Annotated in this window: 16 protein-coding genes and 1 pseudogene; 5 read left to right on the top strand and 12 right to left on the bottom strand. The window is 41.8% G+C overall.

Annotation, left to right across the window (positions count from 1 at the left end; translation table 11 throughout):
- Positions 1-112 precede the first annotated feature (112 nt).
- On the bottom strand, positions 113-2,539 hold the full coding sequence (gene pbp1b / locus ODU55_RS10320; RefSeq protein ID WP_398582768.1) for a penicillin-binding protein PBP1B: 2,427 nt from the start codon (positions 2,537-2,539) through the stop codon (positions 113-115).
- Positions 2,540-2,685: 146 nt separating this feature from the next.
- Between pbp1b and tyrS the strand changes: the two genes are divergently transcribed.
- Positions 2,686-3,945 carry a tyrosine--tRNA ligase gene (gene tyrS / locus ODU55_RS10325; protein ID WP_398582769.1) on the top strand — a complete coding sequence of 420 codons (1,260 nt, stop codon included), beginning with the start codon at positions 2,686-2,688 and terminating at the stop codon, positions 3,943-3,945.
- Between the two features lie 405 nt (positions 3,946-4,350).
- On the opposite strand, the gene ODU55_RS10330 is transcribed toward tyrS, so the two are convergent.
- The 11 genes and pseudogenes from ODU55_RS10330 to ODU55_RS10380 all read right to left on the bottom strand — a co-directional run bounded on the left by ODU55_RS10330 (position 4,351) and on the right by ODU55_RS10380 (position 10,036).
- Complete coding sequence (locus ODU55_RS10330) at positions 4,351-4,770, bottom strand: ArpU family phage packaging/lysis transcriptional regulator (RefSeq protein ID WP_398582770.1); 420 nt, start codon at positions 4,768-4,770, stop codon at positions 4,351-4,353.
- Between the two features lie 196 nt (positions 4,771-4,966).
- On the bottom strand, positions 4,967-5,527 hold the full coding sequence (locus tag ODU55_RS10335) for a hypothetical protein (protein ID WP_398582771.1): 561 nt from the start codon (positions 5,525-5,527) through the stop codon (positions 4,967-4,969).
- Between the two features lie 4 nt (positions 5,528-5,531).
- Positions 5,532-6,359: an ATP-binding protein gene (locus ODU55_RS10340; RefSeq protein WP_398582772.1), complete on the bottom strand. Its 828-nt coding sequence runs from the start codon at positions 6,357-6,359 to the stop codon at positions 5,532-5,534.
- A gap of 12 nt (positions 6,360-6,371) precedes the next feature.
- Entirely contained in the window at positions 6,372-7,184 is an 813-nt protein-coding gene (locus ODU55_RS10345; protein ID WP_398582773.1) for a phage replisome organizer N-terminal domain-containing protein, read from the bottom strand.
- Positions 7,171-7,452 carry an XRE family transcriptional regulator gene (locus ODU55_RS10350; RefSeq protein WP_398582774.1) on the bottom strand — a complete coding sequence of 94 codons (282 nt, stop codon included), beginning with the start codon at positions 7,450-7,452 and terminating at the stop codon, positions 7,171-7,173. Before ODU55_RS10350 ends, ODU55_RS10345 begins: the two co-directional genes overlap by 14 nt.
- A complete protein-coding gene (locus tag ODU55_RS10355) occupies positions 7,445-7,780 on the bottom strand; it encodes a hypothetical protein (protein WP_398582775.1) in 336 nt (111 codons plus the stop codon). The genes ODU55_RS10350 and ODU55_RS10355 overlap by 8 nt, the downstream gene beginning before the upstream one ends.
- An 11-nt stretch (positions 7,781-7,791) precedes the next feature.
- Positions 7,792-7,995: a hypothetical protein gene (locus ODU55_RS10360; protein WP_398582776.1), complete on the bottom strand. Its 204-nt coding sequence runs from the start codon at positions 7,993-7,995 to the stop codon at positions 7,792-7,794.
- Positions 7,996-8,424, bottom strand: a complete 429-nt coding sequence (locus tag ODU55_RS10365) for a hypothetical protein (protein ID WP_398582777.1) — start codon at positions 8,422-8,424, stop codon at positions 7,996-7,998.
- A gap of 450 nt (positions 8,425-8,874) precedes the next feature.
- A complete protein-coding gene (locus ODU55_RS10370) occupies positions 8,875-9,189 on the bottom strand; it encodes a phage head closure protein (protein WP_398582778.1) in 315 nt (104 codons plus the stop codon).
- A 37-nt stretch (positions 9,190-9,226) separates the two neighbouring features.
- Positions 9,227-9,819: pseudogene (locus ODU55_RS10375) on the bottom strand (Rha family transcriptional regulator).
- A gap of 16 nt (positions 9,820-9,835) precedes the next feature.
- On the bottom strand, positions 9,836-10,036 hold the full coding sequence (locus ODU55_RS10380) for a helix-turn-helix transcriptional regulator (RefSeq protein WP_029188910.1): 201 nt from the start codon (positions 10,034-10,036) through the stop codon (positions 9,836-9,838).
- Positions 10,037-10,241: 205 nt separating this feature from the next.
- Here ODU55_RS10380 and ODU55_RS10385 point away from each other — a divergent pair, with 205 nt between their 5' ends.
- From ODU55_RS10385 to ODU55_RS10400, 4 genes are all read left to right on the top strand, one after another.
- Entirely contained in the window at positions 10,242-10,784 is a 543-nt protein-coding gene (locus tag ODU55_RS10385) for a helix-turn-helix domain-containing protein (protein ID WP_398582782.1), read from the top strand.
- Positions 10,785-11,256: 472 nt separating this feature from the next.
- Positions 11,257-12,402 carry a tyrosine-type recombinase/integrase gene (locus ODU55_RS10390; protein WP_398582779.1) on the top strand — a complete coding sequence of 382 codons (1,146 nt, stop codon included), beginning with the start codon at positions 11,257-11,259 and terminating at the stop codon, positions 12,400-12,402.
- Between the two features lie 119 nt (positions 12,403-12,521).
- The gene (locus tag ODU55_RS10395; RefSeq protein ID WP_398582780.1) at positions 12,522-13,304 is read left to right on the top strand and encodes a TMEM175 family protein; all 783 of its coding nucleotides are present in this window, start codon (positions 12,522-12,524) and stop codon (positions 13,302-13,304) included.
- 53 nt (positions 13,305-13,357) lie between these two features.
- Positions 13,358-13,735: an HIT family protein gene (locus ODU55_RS10400; RefSeq protein ID WP_398582781.1), complete on the top strand. Its 378-nt coding sequence runs from the start codon at positions 13,358-13,360 to the stop codon at positions 13,733-13,735.
- The last annotated feature ends 282 nt before the right edge of the window (positions 13,736-14,017 follow it).

Consider the following 14,017-nt stretch of genomic DNA (forward strand, 5'->3'; position numbering starts at 1 on the left):
TTATAACGCTTTGACGTTTCATTGAGGCTCACAAAGGGGAAAAATCGCTACTTACCGTGGCGATTTTTCTTTTTGAAAGTTTGAAAAGCTATGATGGGTAGGGCATAACCAACTACGGGAATGATTCATTATTCGCTTGCTCACTAGTTGCTGTTTGCGTTTCTGATGATTGGTTCGTGTTATTAGCTGAAGAACTCGTGCTAGTCCGAGTCGAACTGCTTCGTTGGGTTGAGCTACTTGATGTAGGTGTTTGCGAGCCGATAATTGTATTCCAAGCCTGTGCTCGGTCACTATCTGTCCCCCCAACCATGAAGTTATAGCTCGTTACTGGTGCACCATTTTTAGCCCAATAACTCGTTGTCATCGCACCGCCAACTGTTACTTGGCGCCCATTTACCTGTGTCGTCCCTGCACGTTGACCTGTAGAAGCAACGACGCTAGAAGCAATAACACTACTGTCTAATTCAAATTTTCCTGCGAACATATCCGCATTAACATTGTAAAGAGCATCAACCATATGGGCCACATATTGTGAATTATTGTGGTAGCCAGTCCAGACATACATTTCTGAGTTATCATCATTCCCAGCCCAGGTACCTAAAGTTACTCTAGGGGTTGATAGCATGAGCCACACGTCATTGACTTCATTACTTGTTCCCGTCTTACCGACGAAATCAGATGATGCTGCCTGTGGGTTTAAACCACTCAAGCGACTCTTGAATGTCGTAGTATACCCAGAGTTGACAACCTGTCTCAAAAGCTGGTTCATGATACTTGCAGTTGCTTTAGAATAGACCTGAACCGGAGCAGCTTCATGCTGATACACTACTGTTCCATCAGAGGCAGTAATGCTTTCAACAATGTAATGTTTGTTATAAACGCCACCATTTGCTAAAGTTTGGTAGGCATTGGTATTTGTCAATACTGAAATTTCAACACCACCGCCCAACGGTACACTTTCAATATCGTACATAGGAATATGATAATTCATTTTATCCATGTACGCTTTGGCATCTACACCTGCATTTCTCATCATCTTATAGGTCCAAAAAGCAGGAATGTTAACAGAACGGTCAATAGCCGTCTGTAAGTTCATCATGCCAGTACCACGTCCTGAACCATACATAATCGGTTGTCCACTTGAAAAGTTCGTTGGATAATCTGAAAGGATGCTGGCAGAACCTATCAAACCTTGATCAATCGCAATACCGTAAGCTAACAGAGGCTTGATGGTTGACGCTGGCGAACGAAGAGTATCAAAGGCATGGTTATTTTGGTTGGTTGCATAATCACGACCACCCACAAATCCTAAAATGGCTCCTGTGGCATTATCAATTAACACACTACCTGTCTCGACATATTCGTTTCCATCATCCAAAACAGATCCATAGTTTGCCACAACAGACTGCATCGCCGCATAGATTCCTTGATCAACGGTACTCTTAATCGTATAGCCGCCCTGACTCAATTCTTGCTTAGCCAATTCTTCATAGGAAGCCTTCGTTTCATCATTTTTCAAGTCATTTTTAGAAACCTTGTCACGTTTCACCAGGTAATCAAACATAACCTCCTGCGCTTCTTCCATGACCTTGTAATAGAGATAATCTTTCGTATCCGCCATTACAGGAGCTGGAGCAATAAAATCTTGTTTAATATCGTAAGCTTTGTAGGTTTCGTATTCTTCCTTGGTCAAGAATGACGCCCGATACATATTAAAGAGAACATCTTGATAGCGTTCAATACCGTAAACCATATCTTCATCTGATTTACGTGTTCCATCTGATGCATAGGGAGAATAAACAATCGGACTTTGCGGTAAGCCTGCAATAAAAGCAGCCTGCGGAACAGTCAAGTCTTTCGCTGGTTTACCAAAAATTCCCTGAGCCGCAGCTTCTACCCCTGCAATATTTCGTCCCTGATTATTTCGACCAAATGGAGAAACATTTAGGTAAATGGTCAAAATCTCTTCCTTGGTCATATTCCGCTCTAATGCCAAAGCCGAAACAATCTCATTAGCCTTACGCGTAAAGGTTGGAGCATCTCCGACAAGTTGCTGTTTTATCAATTGCTGCGTTAAGGTTGAACCACCGCTAGATGAACCTAGACCAACTGATCCCAGTGCCGCACGCAAAACAGCCTTAGGCACAACCCCGTTGTGGGTTTCAAATGTTTCATCCTCTGTCGCAATTACAGCCTGTTTTAGATAATTAGAGACCTCTTCCGAAGTAATGGGTACACGAAGCAAATCTGAATTAACTTCCGACACCAAGCTACCATCCGAATAGGTAACGGTGGAAATCCGACTAACTTCTGAAACCTTCGCTACCAGTTCCTCTGTTTTGGGAATCTTAACGTCATCGAAAAGACTAACCACGAAACCAATTCCTATACCCGCACCAAAAAGACCGAATAGGAAGACCAAGACTGCTACTGAATTGAATAATAATTTCAGCGTCCGAAGGAAAACTCCCACTACATCCCCTAAGCCTAGGGCACTGATTTTCTTTTTAAAATCTTGCTTATCTGATTTAGTCGCCATATTAACTCCTTATCGTTCCATTATACCAAATTTTGTTTATTTTCCGCAATTTCGTGGTATAATAGGAGAGAATTTTTTAATGGTGAGATGCGGTTTTAGCTTGTAAAAAACTCAAAAACCAAAGCATCTTGTTGAAGGAGAAACGCATGAACATTTTTGAAGAACTAAAAGCACGTGGCTTGGTCTTTCAAACGACTGATGAAGAAGCCCTAGTAAAAGCATTAACAGAAGGGCAAGTATCCTATTATTCTGGCTACGACCCAACTGCCGACAGCCTGCATTTGGGGCATTTGGTACCAATCCTCGTCTGCCGTCACTTGCAATTAGCAGGGCACAAACCTTACGCCCTAGTTGGCGGTGCAACTGGTCTGATTGGCGACCCTTCCTTCAAGGATGCGGAGCGCAGCTTGCAAACCAAAGATACCGTGGACGGTTGGGTGACAAAAATCCAAGGTCAGCTCTCTCGCTTCTTGGATTTTGAAAATGGTGACAACAAGGCTGAAATGGTCAACAACTACGACTGGTTCTCAGACATCAGCTTTATCGACTTCCTCCGCGATGTCGGCAAATACTACACGGTCAATTACATGATGAGCAAGGACTCTGTGAAAAAACGAATTGAAACAGGGATTTCCTACACCGAGTTCGCCTACCAAATCATGCAGGGCTATGACTTCTACGAGCTCAATGACAAGCACAATGTGACCCTGCAAATCGGTGGTTCTGACCAGTGGGGCAACATGACAGCAGGTACTGAATTGCTCCGCCGCAAGGCTGACAAGTCTGGCCACGTCATGACTGTTCCACTTATCACCGACTCAACAGGTAAGAAGTTTGGTAAGTCAGAAGGCAACGCTGTTTGGTTGGATGCCGACAAGACTTCTCCCTATGAAATGTACCAATTCTGGCTCAATGTCATGGACGACGATGCCGTTCGTTTCTTGAAAATCTTTACTTTCTTGTCATTAGATGAAATCGCTGAAATCGAGGAACAATTTGACGCTGCCCGTCATGAACGCCTGGCTCAGAAGATTTTGGCTAAGGAAGTCGTGACATTAGTTCATGGTGAAGAAGCCTACAAGCAAGCTCTCAACATTACAGAGCAACTATTTGCAGGAAATATCAAAAACCTCTCTGCTAAGGAACTTAAACAAGGTCTTAGCAACGTGCCAAACTACGCTGTACAGGCTGAAGACAACCTTAACATCGTTGAACTTCTAGTCACCTCTGGTATTGTCAACTCAAAACGCCAAGCTCGTGAAGACGTAGCAAATGGTGCCATCTATGTCAACGGTGAGCGTGTGCAGGACTTGGACTACACTCTTTCTGACAGCGATAAAATCGACGGTGAGTTGACCGTTATCCGTCGTGGTAAGAAAAAGTATTCAGTATTGAAATTTGACTAACGTTAGGAGGTGTTAAAGCCCCTAAACCCTTGATTTTACTAGGTTTTTGAAAAATCGTATTTCTTTAGATTTCCTTAGATCACCCCCGAAGGTGAACAAAAAGGTGAACAAATTTTACATAGAAAAAAAGGTTATCAAATCAACGTTTGACAACCTAAAAAAATCTCAAAAGTCCACAAATTTTATGAGTTCAGCAGGCAAGGAACTAGCGTAGTGATTAGCTACGCTTTTTTACTTGCTGATAAGTGTATTATATCATGGTTTTACTGTTTCCTACTGTGTTTTACTGTATCCAAAAATTTCAAAAAGGGAAAATTGTGCACGGAAAAGGGCGGCGTTGTTGAACCCCGAACAAACCCACCCCCCGTTCAAAAAAGATAGGGGTATTTCCGAACGCTTCCAGTCTTAACTATCCAGGTAGTGTAATAGTGTTCCATTATTAAATATACAAGCAAAGTCTAGCAAAGCATTTCGCAAGGCTCTGTAAAAACTTGTATCACTCATGTTCATATCTTGGTACAAAACAAAATCAGTCTTTTGACGTTTGATATACTTCTCTGTCAGTATGGTTTTGTATACCTCATCCAAGCATGAAATAGCGCGCTCGATTTCTTCCACTTCCTGAGTTACTGCAATTCTATTCAGTAATCTATCCTCTTGAGTGTTTGAAATTGTTCTAGATTTCACCTTATCCGATACAGTCCAATTACTTTGTAAAGCAGTAGTGGAGCGTGCTATTGTCTTCAATCTTGGATATTGCTTCAAATATCGCTTAGTGGTTGCTATGGTCTTCTTCTCATCTACCAAGGTGTCTAAAAAAATCAAGTCAATGCCCTCCGTGTGATATAATAGTTTTAGGTTTTACTCACAGAGTCGGTACAAGCGTGCTGGCTTTTTTTGTGTTTTCTTTGAGTTCAATCATGCGCCACATAATCAGTTTTTTTTGTAGTATTTTGTAGTATTTATATTGGTTATTGTTTGAGGTTTTTGAAACAGCAAAAGAGGCTGGTGCCTCTCTCTGCTATTCTGCTGAATATTTCCACAAAGCGCAATAGTTGTTATCTGTGTCTAGCTCTTTCAGTAAAGCCCTTGCGGTGTGGTCTACAGCTTCCAGGTTCTCCCATACTCCATTAACTGCCATATCTGGATAGTCATCATCTAGCACGCTGTCAGATAGTTCCATCAACTCCAGCTCTAACCTTGCTACTTTTTCCAGTAGGCTATCAAAGTTTTCTGACTGCTTGAGTTGTTCCACGCGCTTACAGATGTATTCTTGTTCAGTCGCTCGCTGTTGTTCGTATTCGTTTAGATCATCAGGATTGTTGTAGTAATCCTTGAAACTGTCACAAATTCGCTGGAATACTTCATTTAGGTCATCATCTGCCAAATACTCTGCTGCTAATTGGTTTGCGTGTCCGCCCTGGCCGTCACTGTGGTAGCTGACTTCAATTACTGGCTGTTCAAATGTTCCTGTCACGTATCCCATAAGCGCGTGCCCTGCAACTTGTGCGGTGTCAAAGTCTTTGAATGTGTAGTTGAATGTGAATGCTTTTGGTGTGTCTGAAAATGTTTGTAATGTCATGGTGTTATTCTCCTTGTTTTAGTTTATTGATTGTATAACGTTTATCTGAAATGCTGAAAGCCTTGAATGAGTTCCCCTCTAGTCCTTTGAAAATTCGGCTCGCATTTCGTGCATTGTAAACAGTCTTTAATTCCTGGCTGTTTAGATTGGTGTTAATGATCGTGGTTTCTCGGTTGTTAAGAATGTCAAACAGAAAATCCTGCTCCCAATCGCTCTTAGGGGTAATATTCGCATTCTTTGCCCCTAAATCGTCCAAGATAAGAAAGTCAACGCTAGTCAGTTGCTTTACTGCGTCAAACTCTGTCAGACTTGCCCCCTTGCCATAATTCCAGCCGTTTTTGATTTGCTTGATGATTTCAGTCAAGCTAACGAATAGAATGCTCTTGGGCTTACCAATGTCCTTGTAATGCTCGTTGATTGCCTTAGCCATGGCAAAAGACAAATGACTTTTTCCGATACCTGTCTGGCCAGTGATCAGCGTGTTGCCCGTCATACCTTGCTTGTACTTTTCAACCTGCCCTCTAGCAAACTCTAGTAGTTGCTTTTCTTCTGCGGTTTCTGCCTTGAAATTCTCAAAGGTTGCCCCTCTCAGTTCTTCGGGTACTGTACTATCTCGCGTAAGTACATCATAGGTTGTTACATAGGTCTGGCGGTTGTGTGCCTCTTCCAAGGTCTCCCGCTCTGTCATTGCTATTTGTTCCTGCGTACAGGCTTGGCACATTTTAGAAATGTGTTCTTGTCCTTGGCTCGTATAAGGAAATTGCCATAGCGGTATCCCGTGCTTTTCGCAAAGCTCATCTAGTACAGTAATTTTGTCCAAATGATTTTCCATGCTTGCCCCTTTCTAAAATGGTAGTTCCATGAAATTGTCTGGATTATCTTGCTTAGGTTGTCTCATTGCTTCAAAGTCCGCTTTATTCTGTTTGACTTGTTCAATAGTCTTCAGACCTTGACCCTGCCACCGTTCCAGAATAGAACGGGTGTATCTGATAGACCTACCACCATTTAGGATTGTTTCGTCTAGTGCGTACAATACTAAGCGTTGTCCGTGAACCTTCAATAGGTCTTCAGCTTCTTGTGTGATAGTTCCACTAATTGCCATTTCCCCAAATGCTTCTTTGAGTTTTTCAAAAATAACATTTTTACTAGCTCCAGCAGCTACATTTTTTTCTTCTTGCTGTTGCTCTAGCTGTAGCTCTATATCTTTCTCTTTCTCTAGCTCTATCTCTATCTCTGTTGGACACAAGTTGGAATTTGTCAAAGACTTTTGGACATTGTCCAAACTCTCTTTTTTTTGTCGTTGTCCACGTTTGTAGCTAGCCCAGTTTGTTTCACTCATAACCATAGCTTTAGCCTGTGGTAATTCTGCATTTTTATCTTCATCAATCTGTATTAGACCGCATTTTGTAAAGTATGCCATAGTCATATCGATGTCGTCTTCTGACACATCCAACTTCAAAGCTAATTCTTCCTTAAGGCTTTCAAAATAACCTTCGTAGTAAAGAATACAATCACTATCGAGACTTTCAAGCATAAGACGGATGTAAATCACTGTCATAGTGTAACCGCCTGGGACTGTCTTTAGTCTCTTGATGAAAATATTGTCAAAGAATTTTTTATCAATCTTTAACCAGAAATATACTTTAGTTTTTGCCACTCTCTACCCCCAAAAATATCAAAATATCACTGACCCTATAGAAGATTTTTCTAGTATCTTCTAGCGGTGGTTGGTATCGTCTTAGCCCGTTGTCTTCCCAACGCTTCAGGGTCTTATTTTTTATGCCTAGCTCATCCTTTAACTGTTCAGCGGTCATTAGTCCAAGTGCCCTTGGTTTGACTTTCTCACGCGCCTCCAGGTACTTACCAACCATATCCAGCAAGCCATGAGTTAGATCCTGCTCGCTCTCTCTGCTTAGGCTAAACATCTCGGTACTTCCTCCAGTCTTCTAAATCAGCGGTCAAAAGCGCGTGAATACGCTTATGCTCCTGGTCATATTGTCGCTGTAAGGGTAGCACTCCAGCAAGTCGTTCCACTTCATTCTGGGGGATATAGTAGCCCCCTAGCTTGTTATCTCGTCCGCCACATACTGGAATACCATAATCAACTATAAGCTGGCGTATATGCTCCCGAATGGTTCGGATATCCAAGCCCGTCAGCTTCTCAATGTCTGAGGCTGTGATAGGCAAGTCCATTCCAAGCGGTAGTAGCTTGAAAACTTTATATAGGTGTGGTGGTAGTCTATTTTCTGTCATCTGTTCACCCCTTAGTTGTAATATCTGCCCTGCGCTTGAATATAGGCCCCGTAGTTCGCATTTGTTAGCCGTCTGGTATGTTTACCCTCTAGCTCTTTTTTCGGCTTGTCAGGGGCTTGGAAAGTGCCCAAACCAACGCGAAACCATAGAACAATGTTCAGCGGTGTAATAATTGCTAGTAGGGTCAAAGCTGTTTCGATTGTCATTTCTTGCATTTATAAAATACCTCGTTGTTTCATGTCTGTTCTGATTAGGTTTAGTAAATAGCTTTCGATATTGCCTTCTGGTGCTGTTGCGCATCTCCCTTTTAAGACTTCACGGCTCACCCTGTCCAGCGTATCAAACAGAATATAGTTCGGCTTTCTCTTGAGTAGTTCCCCTATATGCTCATCGTGTCGCTTCATTTCTCCAAGTAAATGATCTAGATTACTTTTTACAAAGTCTTCATGGCTTGCCTCAGCCTGCTTATAAGCCTCTGAAAGTTTGTAAAACTCTAGCCAAAGCGATGTAATAGCTTTTCGGCACTCTTCAGCGATTTCAGTAGCTCCCTTGTAACCTTTGGCGATATGCCACTCGCTCAGAATGTCTAGTTTTTCCTCTGCAACTTGTAATTTTTCTTCAAACTGTTTAAAATACTGTTCCATATTTCTTGATATTCCTCTTTTTTTATTGTGTCTGTGTAATGGCCCTGATGGGCTTTTCCCGTGTGTAAAAGGCTTGGTTTCTTTACTATACGATTTCTATACCTAGCCTAGACTATTCCCAGCGGTTGCCCGCCCCAGACTTACCAGGTCGCCCCTGTGGTCGTGTAAGCCTGTGCCAAAATAATAGCCTTGCTGTGTGTAATTTTCTTAGGGTGGTTTAGGTTGCCCTGGGTCCATTGCAACCTAATGGCGATACCAGCACCTAATACTTTTCTACTCCAGTTTTAAGGGGTAGCGCCCTCTATATGGTCAAAGCGTCCTAGATATGCTATAATCTAGCTATGAAACATTTACTAAAACCCTTACGGCTTGCCTGCTTGTAATTTGTGTTTTAGTTCTTGGTTGAAAGGCTCTGCGGTGTGGTTATTGCTAAGCCTTTTTTGTTGTGTATTATTCTGCAGCTGTCGTTTTCACTAAAATAAAGCCCTTGTTTGCGTGGTCAGCTTCTAGTTCAATGATTTTGTAGGCTGTACCACGGTGTTCAACGTACATCGAATTATCAAACGGCGGATGCGGATGGTAACGGATGCCAAAGTTTTTGGTAGCCTTCCCGCTTTCAAGTCCTGAAGCTGTTTTGAAATCTCTGACACTCGAACTTAACACCTCAGCCCAACAGGAATAGACATCTTCTCTGATAGTGTCTACAACTTCGCCATCTTCGTTCTGACCTGCGGTTTTTGAAAAAAATGTGATACGCTCGTTCATTCTGCTAGTGTTCACTCTGTACTGTCCTTTCTTGCTCTCACGCGCCTGTTGGTGCGTTTTTAAGTGGTCTGAATACCATGGTCTTGATGTCTTGGTAAGTCATGCCAAGGGTAATCATAGCAATAGCCATGTCTTCTAGTGCCTGGTATCTGATTAGCTCTTGACTGGTTAGGCTGTCAATACCTGTCTTACCGCCACGGCTGGCCATTAGCTGGCGTTTGTTCATTCCAGTAGTACCCTTTAGCAAGAGGTTTGTAACGGTGTTATGCAGTCGTGCAAGGTCTTACGCTTGGGCTTCTCCAGTGCCCTCTGATAGCGGAATTGTGCCACCTCGTCCCGCATTTCAAAGAATGCTTTGACTAGGTTTTCCTTAAAGTTTGCGACTTGCTCGGTATTCTTTAGAAACGTGATCAGCAATGTTGCTTGTTGTTCGTTCAAAATGTAGTCGCGTACATTCTGCCCAGATTTTGAAGGTGAAATTTTAAAATGCACCTTTCCAAAACGCTCCAGGCGTTCCTTGTGTTTGTTAATCAGCATTTTTAAGTGTCTATGCTTAACCTCTGCACATTCTGCCACTATGCTACTCAATGTATACGGCTCTTTCCGTCCGTCCATGTAAACTAGTTCCATGTTTGTCTGCTCCTTTCTAGCTGTAAAATAGTTCGTCAATGGTGATATCTGGCTTAACTTCCGCGACAATGGTCTTGAGTGCTCTCTTTTCCTTGTCATTGAATGGGGTCTTGCCTGTTTCTTTGTTGTTATATGACTGCAAAGAAATATCTAGCTTGTCCGCCATAGCTTGCTGGGTTAATCCTAACATGACCCGATAGCCTTTGAGTTTACTCATGCTGTTCTCCTTTCTTTGAAAAATCCCCCTCCATAGATTGAAAGTGTGAAAGGTTGTGGAGGGGTATAAGCACATTTTTGTTGTGCTTGATTTGAATGATACACAATAATTTTATTCTTGTCAACTGTTTTTTGATAAAATACACAAAAAAAGTGTACTTTTTTCAAATTATGGTATATAATCACTTTTGAAAGGTCGTGAAATTATGAATAGATTGAAAGAATTAAGGCAAGAAAAAAAGCTATCCCAGAAAGAGTTAGCTGAAAAAATTGGTGTGCATTTTAGAACTTTACAAAATTGGGAAAACGGCGAAAGCCAAATCAAACCAGACAAAGCCCAGGCACTCGCTGACCATTTTGGGGTAAGTGTTGGGTATCTGTTGGGGTATAGTGAATATGAAAAAACAACGGATATCCAAAAACTTGTGTATGATACACCTCATGGAGGTGCTGCTGGAATAGTGTATGATGAGATAGCAAAAAAAATCGGAGAAAAACGTATGAAACGTTTTTTGGAGAATACAGCTTCAAATGCATTCATACAATTTTCAATGTTTGACAATGATAATAATTTGATGCACACAAAGGAAGCAGAAATGATACTATTATTTGAGCTCCTCGATAATTCAGATAAACAGCTTGTTTTCGATTTAATAAAAAGTCTTTCTGACAAAATAGTCGGAGAAGATTTCAAAGGCTATCCATTAGACAAATGGCTAGAAGTTGAAGATAAGAAAAATAACCACTAACCCACGCGCCTAGAAGCTCCCTCACCACGTTCAAACACTCCTCTGGTATATTTACCCTCTCGCGATATTCCACGCTCTCAGGGGCGTTCTGGTGGGCTGTGTGGAGTGGAAAAAAGTCACGTTTTGTAACGAGTGAAAAAAGTCCGCATAAGTCCGCATTAAAAAGTTAGGTTTTGTTAGGAGCTGAAAAATTCATGGTTTTTCCAGGTTCTATATTTTAGCAACCATAGCAAACCATAGCTTCTATATGGGCTGTATGTTGGTTTTTGTTGGTTGTTGGCGCGTGTGAATTCTAAATCTAACCTTTTATCACCCTGTCAAACACTCCAAAATAGCCTGTATCGCATTTTCTTCTTGACTGGTATATTTACCCCACTCAACCAAAACAAACGAAAATGGGGCTGTTCTCGTAAGCCCTGGCATGATATAAAACCTTTACGACTTGCCTGCTGATGGAAAGGAACACAATATCATGAAAATAACTGAAGTAAAAAAGAAAGACGGCAGCATCATCTACCGTGCCAACATCTATCTGGGTACAGATGTCATTACTGGCAAGAAAGTAAAAACCAGCGTGACGGGCAGGACAAGAAAAGAGGTGAAGCAGAAGGCCAAAGAGGCGGAGAATAAATTTTCAACAAATCCAACACGCCTAATGGTTCAAACTGATATAAAGAATTTTAGCGAACTAACGGAATCATGGTTAGAAACGTATAAGTTAACCGTCAAAGCTCAAACCTTAGTGAATACAAAAACAATTCTGAAAGTACATGTTTTACCAACGTTCGGCGGATTGAAGTTGGAAAAAATCAGCCCTATCTTCATACAAACCTTTATCAATCGGCTAGCTATGACCTTTGTTAATTTTAAGGTAGTTCACTCCATTATCAGACGTATCTTACAACATGGTGTTTTGTTGGAATTGTTGTCACATAATCCAGCAAGGGAAACTATTTTCCCGAAACGCCAACAGCCCGAAAAGCAAGCAATAAAGTACATTGATAACCAAGATTTGAAAAAACTACTTGATCACATGGAACAGCTAGCCCCTCAGAAATTTCTGTATTATTATGACCAGGTACTATACAACTTCTTTATTGCCACTGGTTGCCGTTTCGGCGAAGCTATCGCCCTTGAGTGGTCTGATATTGACTTTGAGAATTTAACTGTCAGCATTTCAAAAACGTATAATAGACAACTAGATATGGTTGGCACTCCGAAAACCAAAGCGGGTACTCGTGTGATCAGCATAGACAAAAAAACTTCCCTCATGCTGAAACAATACCGAAACCGTCAACGGTTGCAATTCCTGGCCATTGGTGGAAAACCGCCCAAAGTTGTTTTTGCGTCCACCACACTCTTATACGCTAGTTCAGACGTGAGAAGCAAAGCCTTAAGAAACCGTTGTAAAGAAATAGGCATCCAGCCATTTAACTTCCACGCTTTCCGCCATACTCACGCTAGTTTACTGCTGAACGCTGGTATCAGTTACAAGGAACTCCAGCACCGCCTGGGGCATTCTAAAATCTCAATGACTTTAGACACCTATGGGCATCTATCCAAAGACAAGGAAAAAGAATCAGTTGTTTACTTTGAAAAAGCCATAAATAGCCTATAGGGTGAACAAAAAGGTGAACAAATTAGAAAATAAACCAACAAAAAAACGCCCAAACCCTTGATAAATAAAGGGTTTCAAACAGAAATAAGACAATATATTCAGTTTTGACTTATTAAGCGATGAAAAATACTAAACAAAATCCTAAAAATCAAGAATTTTTGAACGACTACTTTGAGCAAATGGCTCAGGAAGCCAGTCTTTTGCATCCTGAGTTAGAGCATTTGTCTGCCGATGAACGTCAAGCATTTTTAGACCAACTCTATCGTGAGGATGAGAGCCGTCGTGCCAAACGCCTAAAGGAGCATCTGGAGGTGTTCTCTGACGCAGTGATTGGAGTCATCATCACTCTGATGCTGCTGGAAATTCCTTTGCCGAGTGACACTGTTGATACACATCACTTTTTCACCGGCATCCTCATCTTCTTCGTCTCCTTTTTCATCGTGGCGGATTTTTGGTATGACAACCACAAGATTCTAGGACAGATTGAGCATGCAACCAGCAAAATCTTGATTGTTCAATTTAACTTCATGGTAACGCTGGCCCTCATTCCCCTCTTTACTCGGTGGATGATGGAAGGCATCACCACCACGGCTGTTGTTGGTTATGGGGTCGTGACCATTGCAGTCAATCTCTGTCAATCCATTTTGAATTACTTTGTCCTACAAGAAAAGTTTGCTGGAACAACATATACAAAGCGATTTGTTTCCATGGCACAGTTGCGGCCATTAGTGACTGTCGCCCTTTTCAATATCGTCGTTATCCTATTTGCTTACTTTAATCCGACACTTGCCTTTTATTTCTATATTTTACGGCCAATCGTATCTTTCCTAGGAGCAGCCTTCTTCGAAAAGAGACGCGCACAACGTCGTGAAAAAATGGCAGTTAGAGTAAATCGCATATAATTCCCAAGGAAACCCTATGTGATTTCCTTTTCTGCTAACCTAGGAGGAAAGACATGACCTGCATTTTTTGCCACCAGCTCAAAGAAGAAGATATTCTCTACCAGACGGAACACTTCAAGGTCGTCTGGGATATTGACCCTGTCCAAACAGGGCATCTGCTGATTATCAGCAAGGAACACTATGACACGCTCAGCCAAGTCCCTCCTGCTGTTCGCTATGAGCTATCAGACTTGGAAGTCTTTTTGACTGAGAAACTCTGTCAAACATTGGCAATTGACGGCGTGACCATAGCCTGCAACGACCGCTTGTTTGACACAGGCACCCATTTCCATGTCCACCTGATTCCACGCTTGCAATCAGACGGCTTCTGGGACCAAATTTCACTTGCACAAGTGCAACTGGACCTGCATAGATTTCTCAAAGCATTATAAAAAGCAGCCCGACGGCTCAATGTCATTAAGTTAACATTCGGCAGTACATCTACACTGTCTACTCCCAAGTATTTATTCTATGTCATACTTGGGATTTTTGTATTTAGCCAGCACAAAAAGAGGCTTTCCATCCTTATTTTTTGTATTCATTTGTCCGATTTTATGCTATTCTATAAGTGAAATCTACAAGTGTTTGATATCGAACCTTCCTCCTCGCCTGTCTATCGGGTCGAATTGGACAGAGGTGGGATTGGAGGTAGATTTCAACTTGCTTGGAAGGTA

Source organism: Streptococcus sp. 2022WUSS037, from assembly GCF_044427225.1.
Classification (GTDB): Bacteria; Bacillota; Bacilli; order Lactobacillales; family Streptococcaceae; genus Streptococcus.

What these genes read in the sequence shown, in the direction of transcription:
- ODU55_RS10360 (WP_398582776.1), bottom strand. Translation starts at nt 7,995, where the DNA reads ATGCAAGAAATGACAATCGAAACAGCTTTGACCCTACTAGCAATTATT.
- ODU55_RS10370 (WP_398582778.1), bottom strand. Translation starts at nt 9,189, where the DNA reads ATGAACGAGCGTATCACATTTTTTTCAAAAACCGCAGGTCAGAACGAA.
- ODU55_RS10365 (WP_398582777.1), bottom strand. Translation starts at nt 8,424, where the DNA reads ATGGAACAGTATTTTAAACAGTTTGAAGAAAAATTACAAGTTGCAGAG.
- ODU55_RS10385 (WP_398582782.1), top strand. Translation starts at nt 10,242, where the DNA reads ATGAATAGATTGAAAGAATTAAGGCAAGAAAAAAAGCTATCCCAGAAA.
- ODU55_RS10400 (WP_398582781.1), top strand. Translation starts at nt 13,358, where the DNA reads ATGACCTGCATTTTTTGCCACCAGCTCAAAGAAGAAGATATTCTCTAC.
- ODU55_RS10350 (WP_398582774.1), bottom strand. Translation starts at nt 7,452, where the DNA reads ATGTTTAGCCTAAGCAGAGAGAGCGAGCAGGATCTAACTCATGGCTTG.
- tyrS (WP_398582769.1), top strand. Translation starts at nt 2,686, where the DNA reads ATGAACATTTTTGAAGAACTAAAAGCACGTGGCTTGGTCTTTCAAACG.
- pbp1b (WP_398582768.1), bottom strand. Translation starts at nt 2,539, where the DNA reads ATGGCGACTAAATCAGATAAGCAAGATTTTAAAAAGAAAATCAGTGCC.
- ODU55_RS10395 (WP_398582780.1), top strand. Translation starts at nt 12,522, where the DNA reads ATGAAAAATACTAAACAAAATCCTAAAAATCAAGAATTTTTGAACGAC.
- ODU55_RS10380 (WP_029188910.1), bottom strand. Translation starts at nt 10,036, where the DNA reads ATGAGTAAACTCAAAGGCTATCGGGTCATGTTAGGATTAACCCAGCAA.
- ODU55_RS10390 (WP_398582779.1), top strand. Translation starts at nt 11,257, where the DNA reads ATGAAAATAACTGAAGTAAAAAAGAAAGACGGCAGCATCATCTACCGT.
- ODU55_RS10355 (WP_398582775.1), bottom strand. Translation starts at nt 7,780, where the DNA reads ATGACAGAAAATAGACTACCACCACACCTATATAAAGTTTTCAAGCTA.
- ODU55_RS10340 (WP_398582772.1), bottom strand. Translation starts at nt 6,359, where the DNA reads ATGGAAAATCATTTGGACAAAATTACTGTACTAGATGAGCTTTGCGAA.
- ODU55_RS10335 (WP_398582771.1), bottom strand. Translation starts at nt 5,527, where the DNA reads ATGACATTACAAACATTTTCAGACACACCAAAAGCATTCACATTCAAC.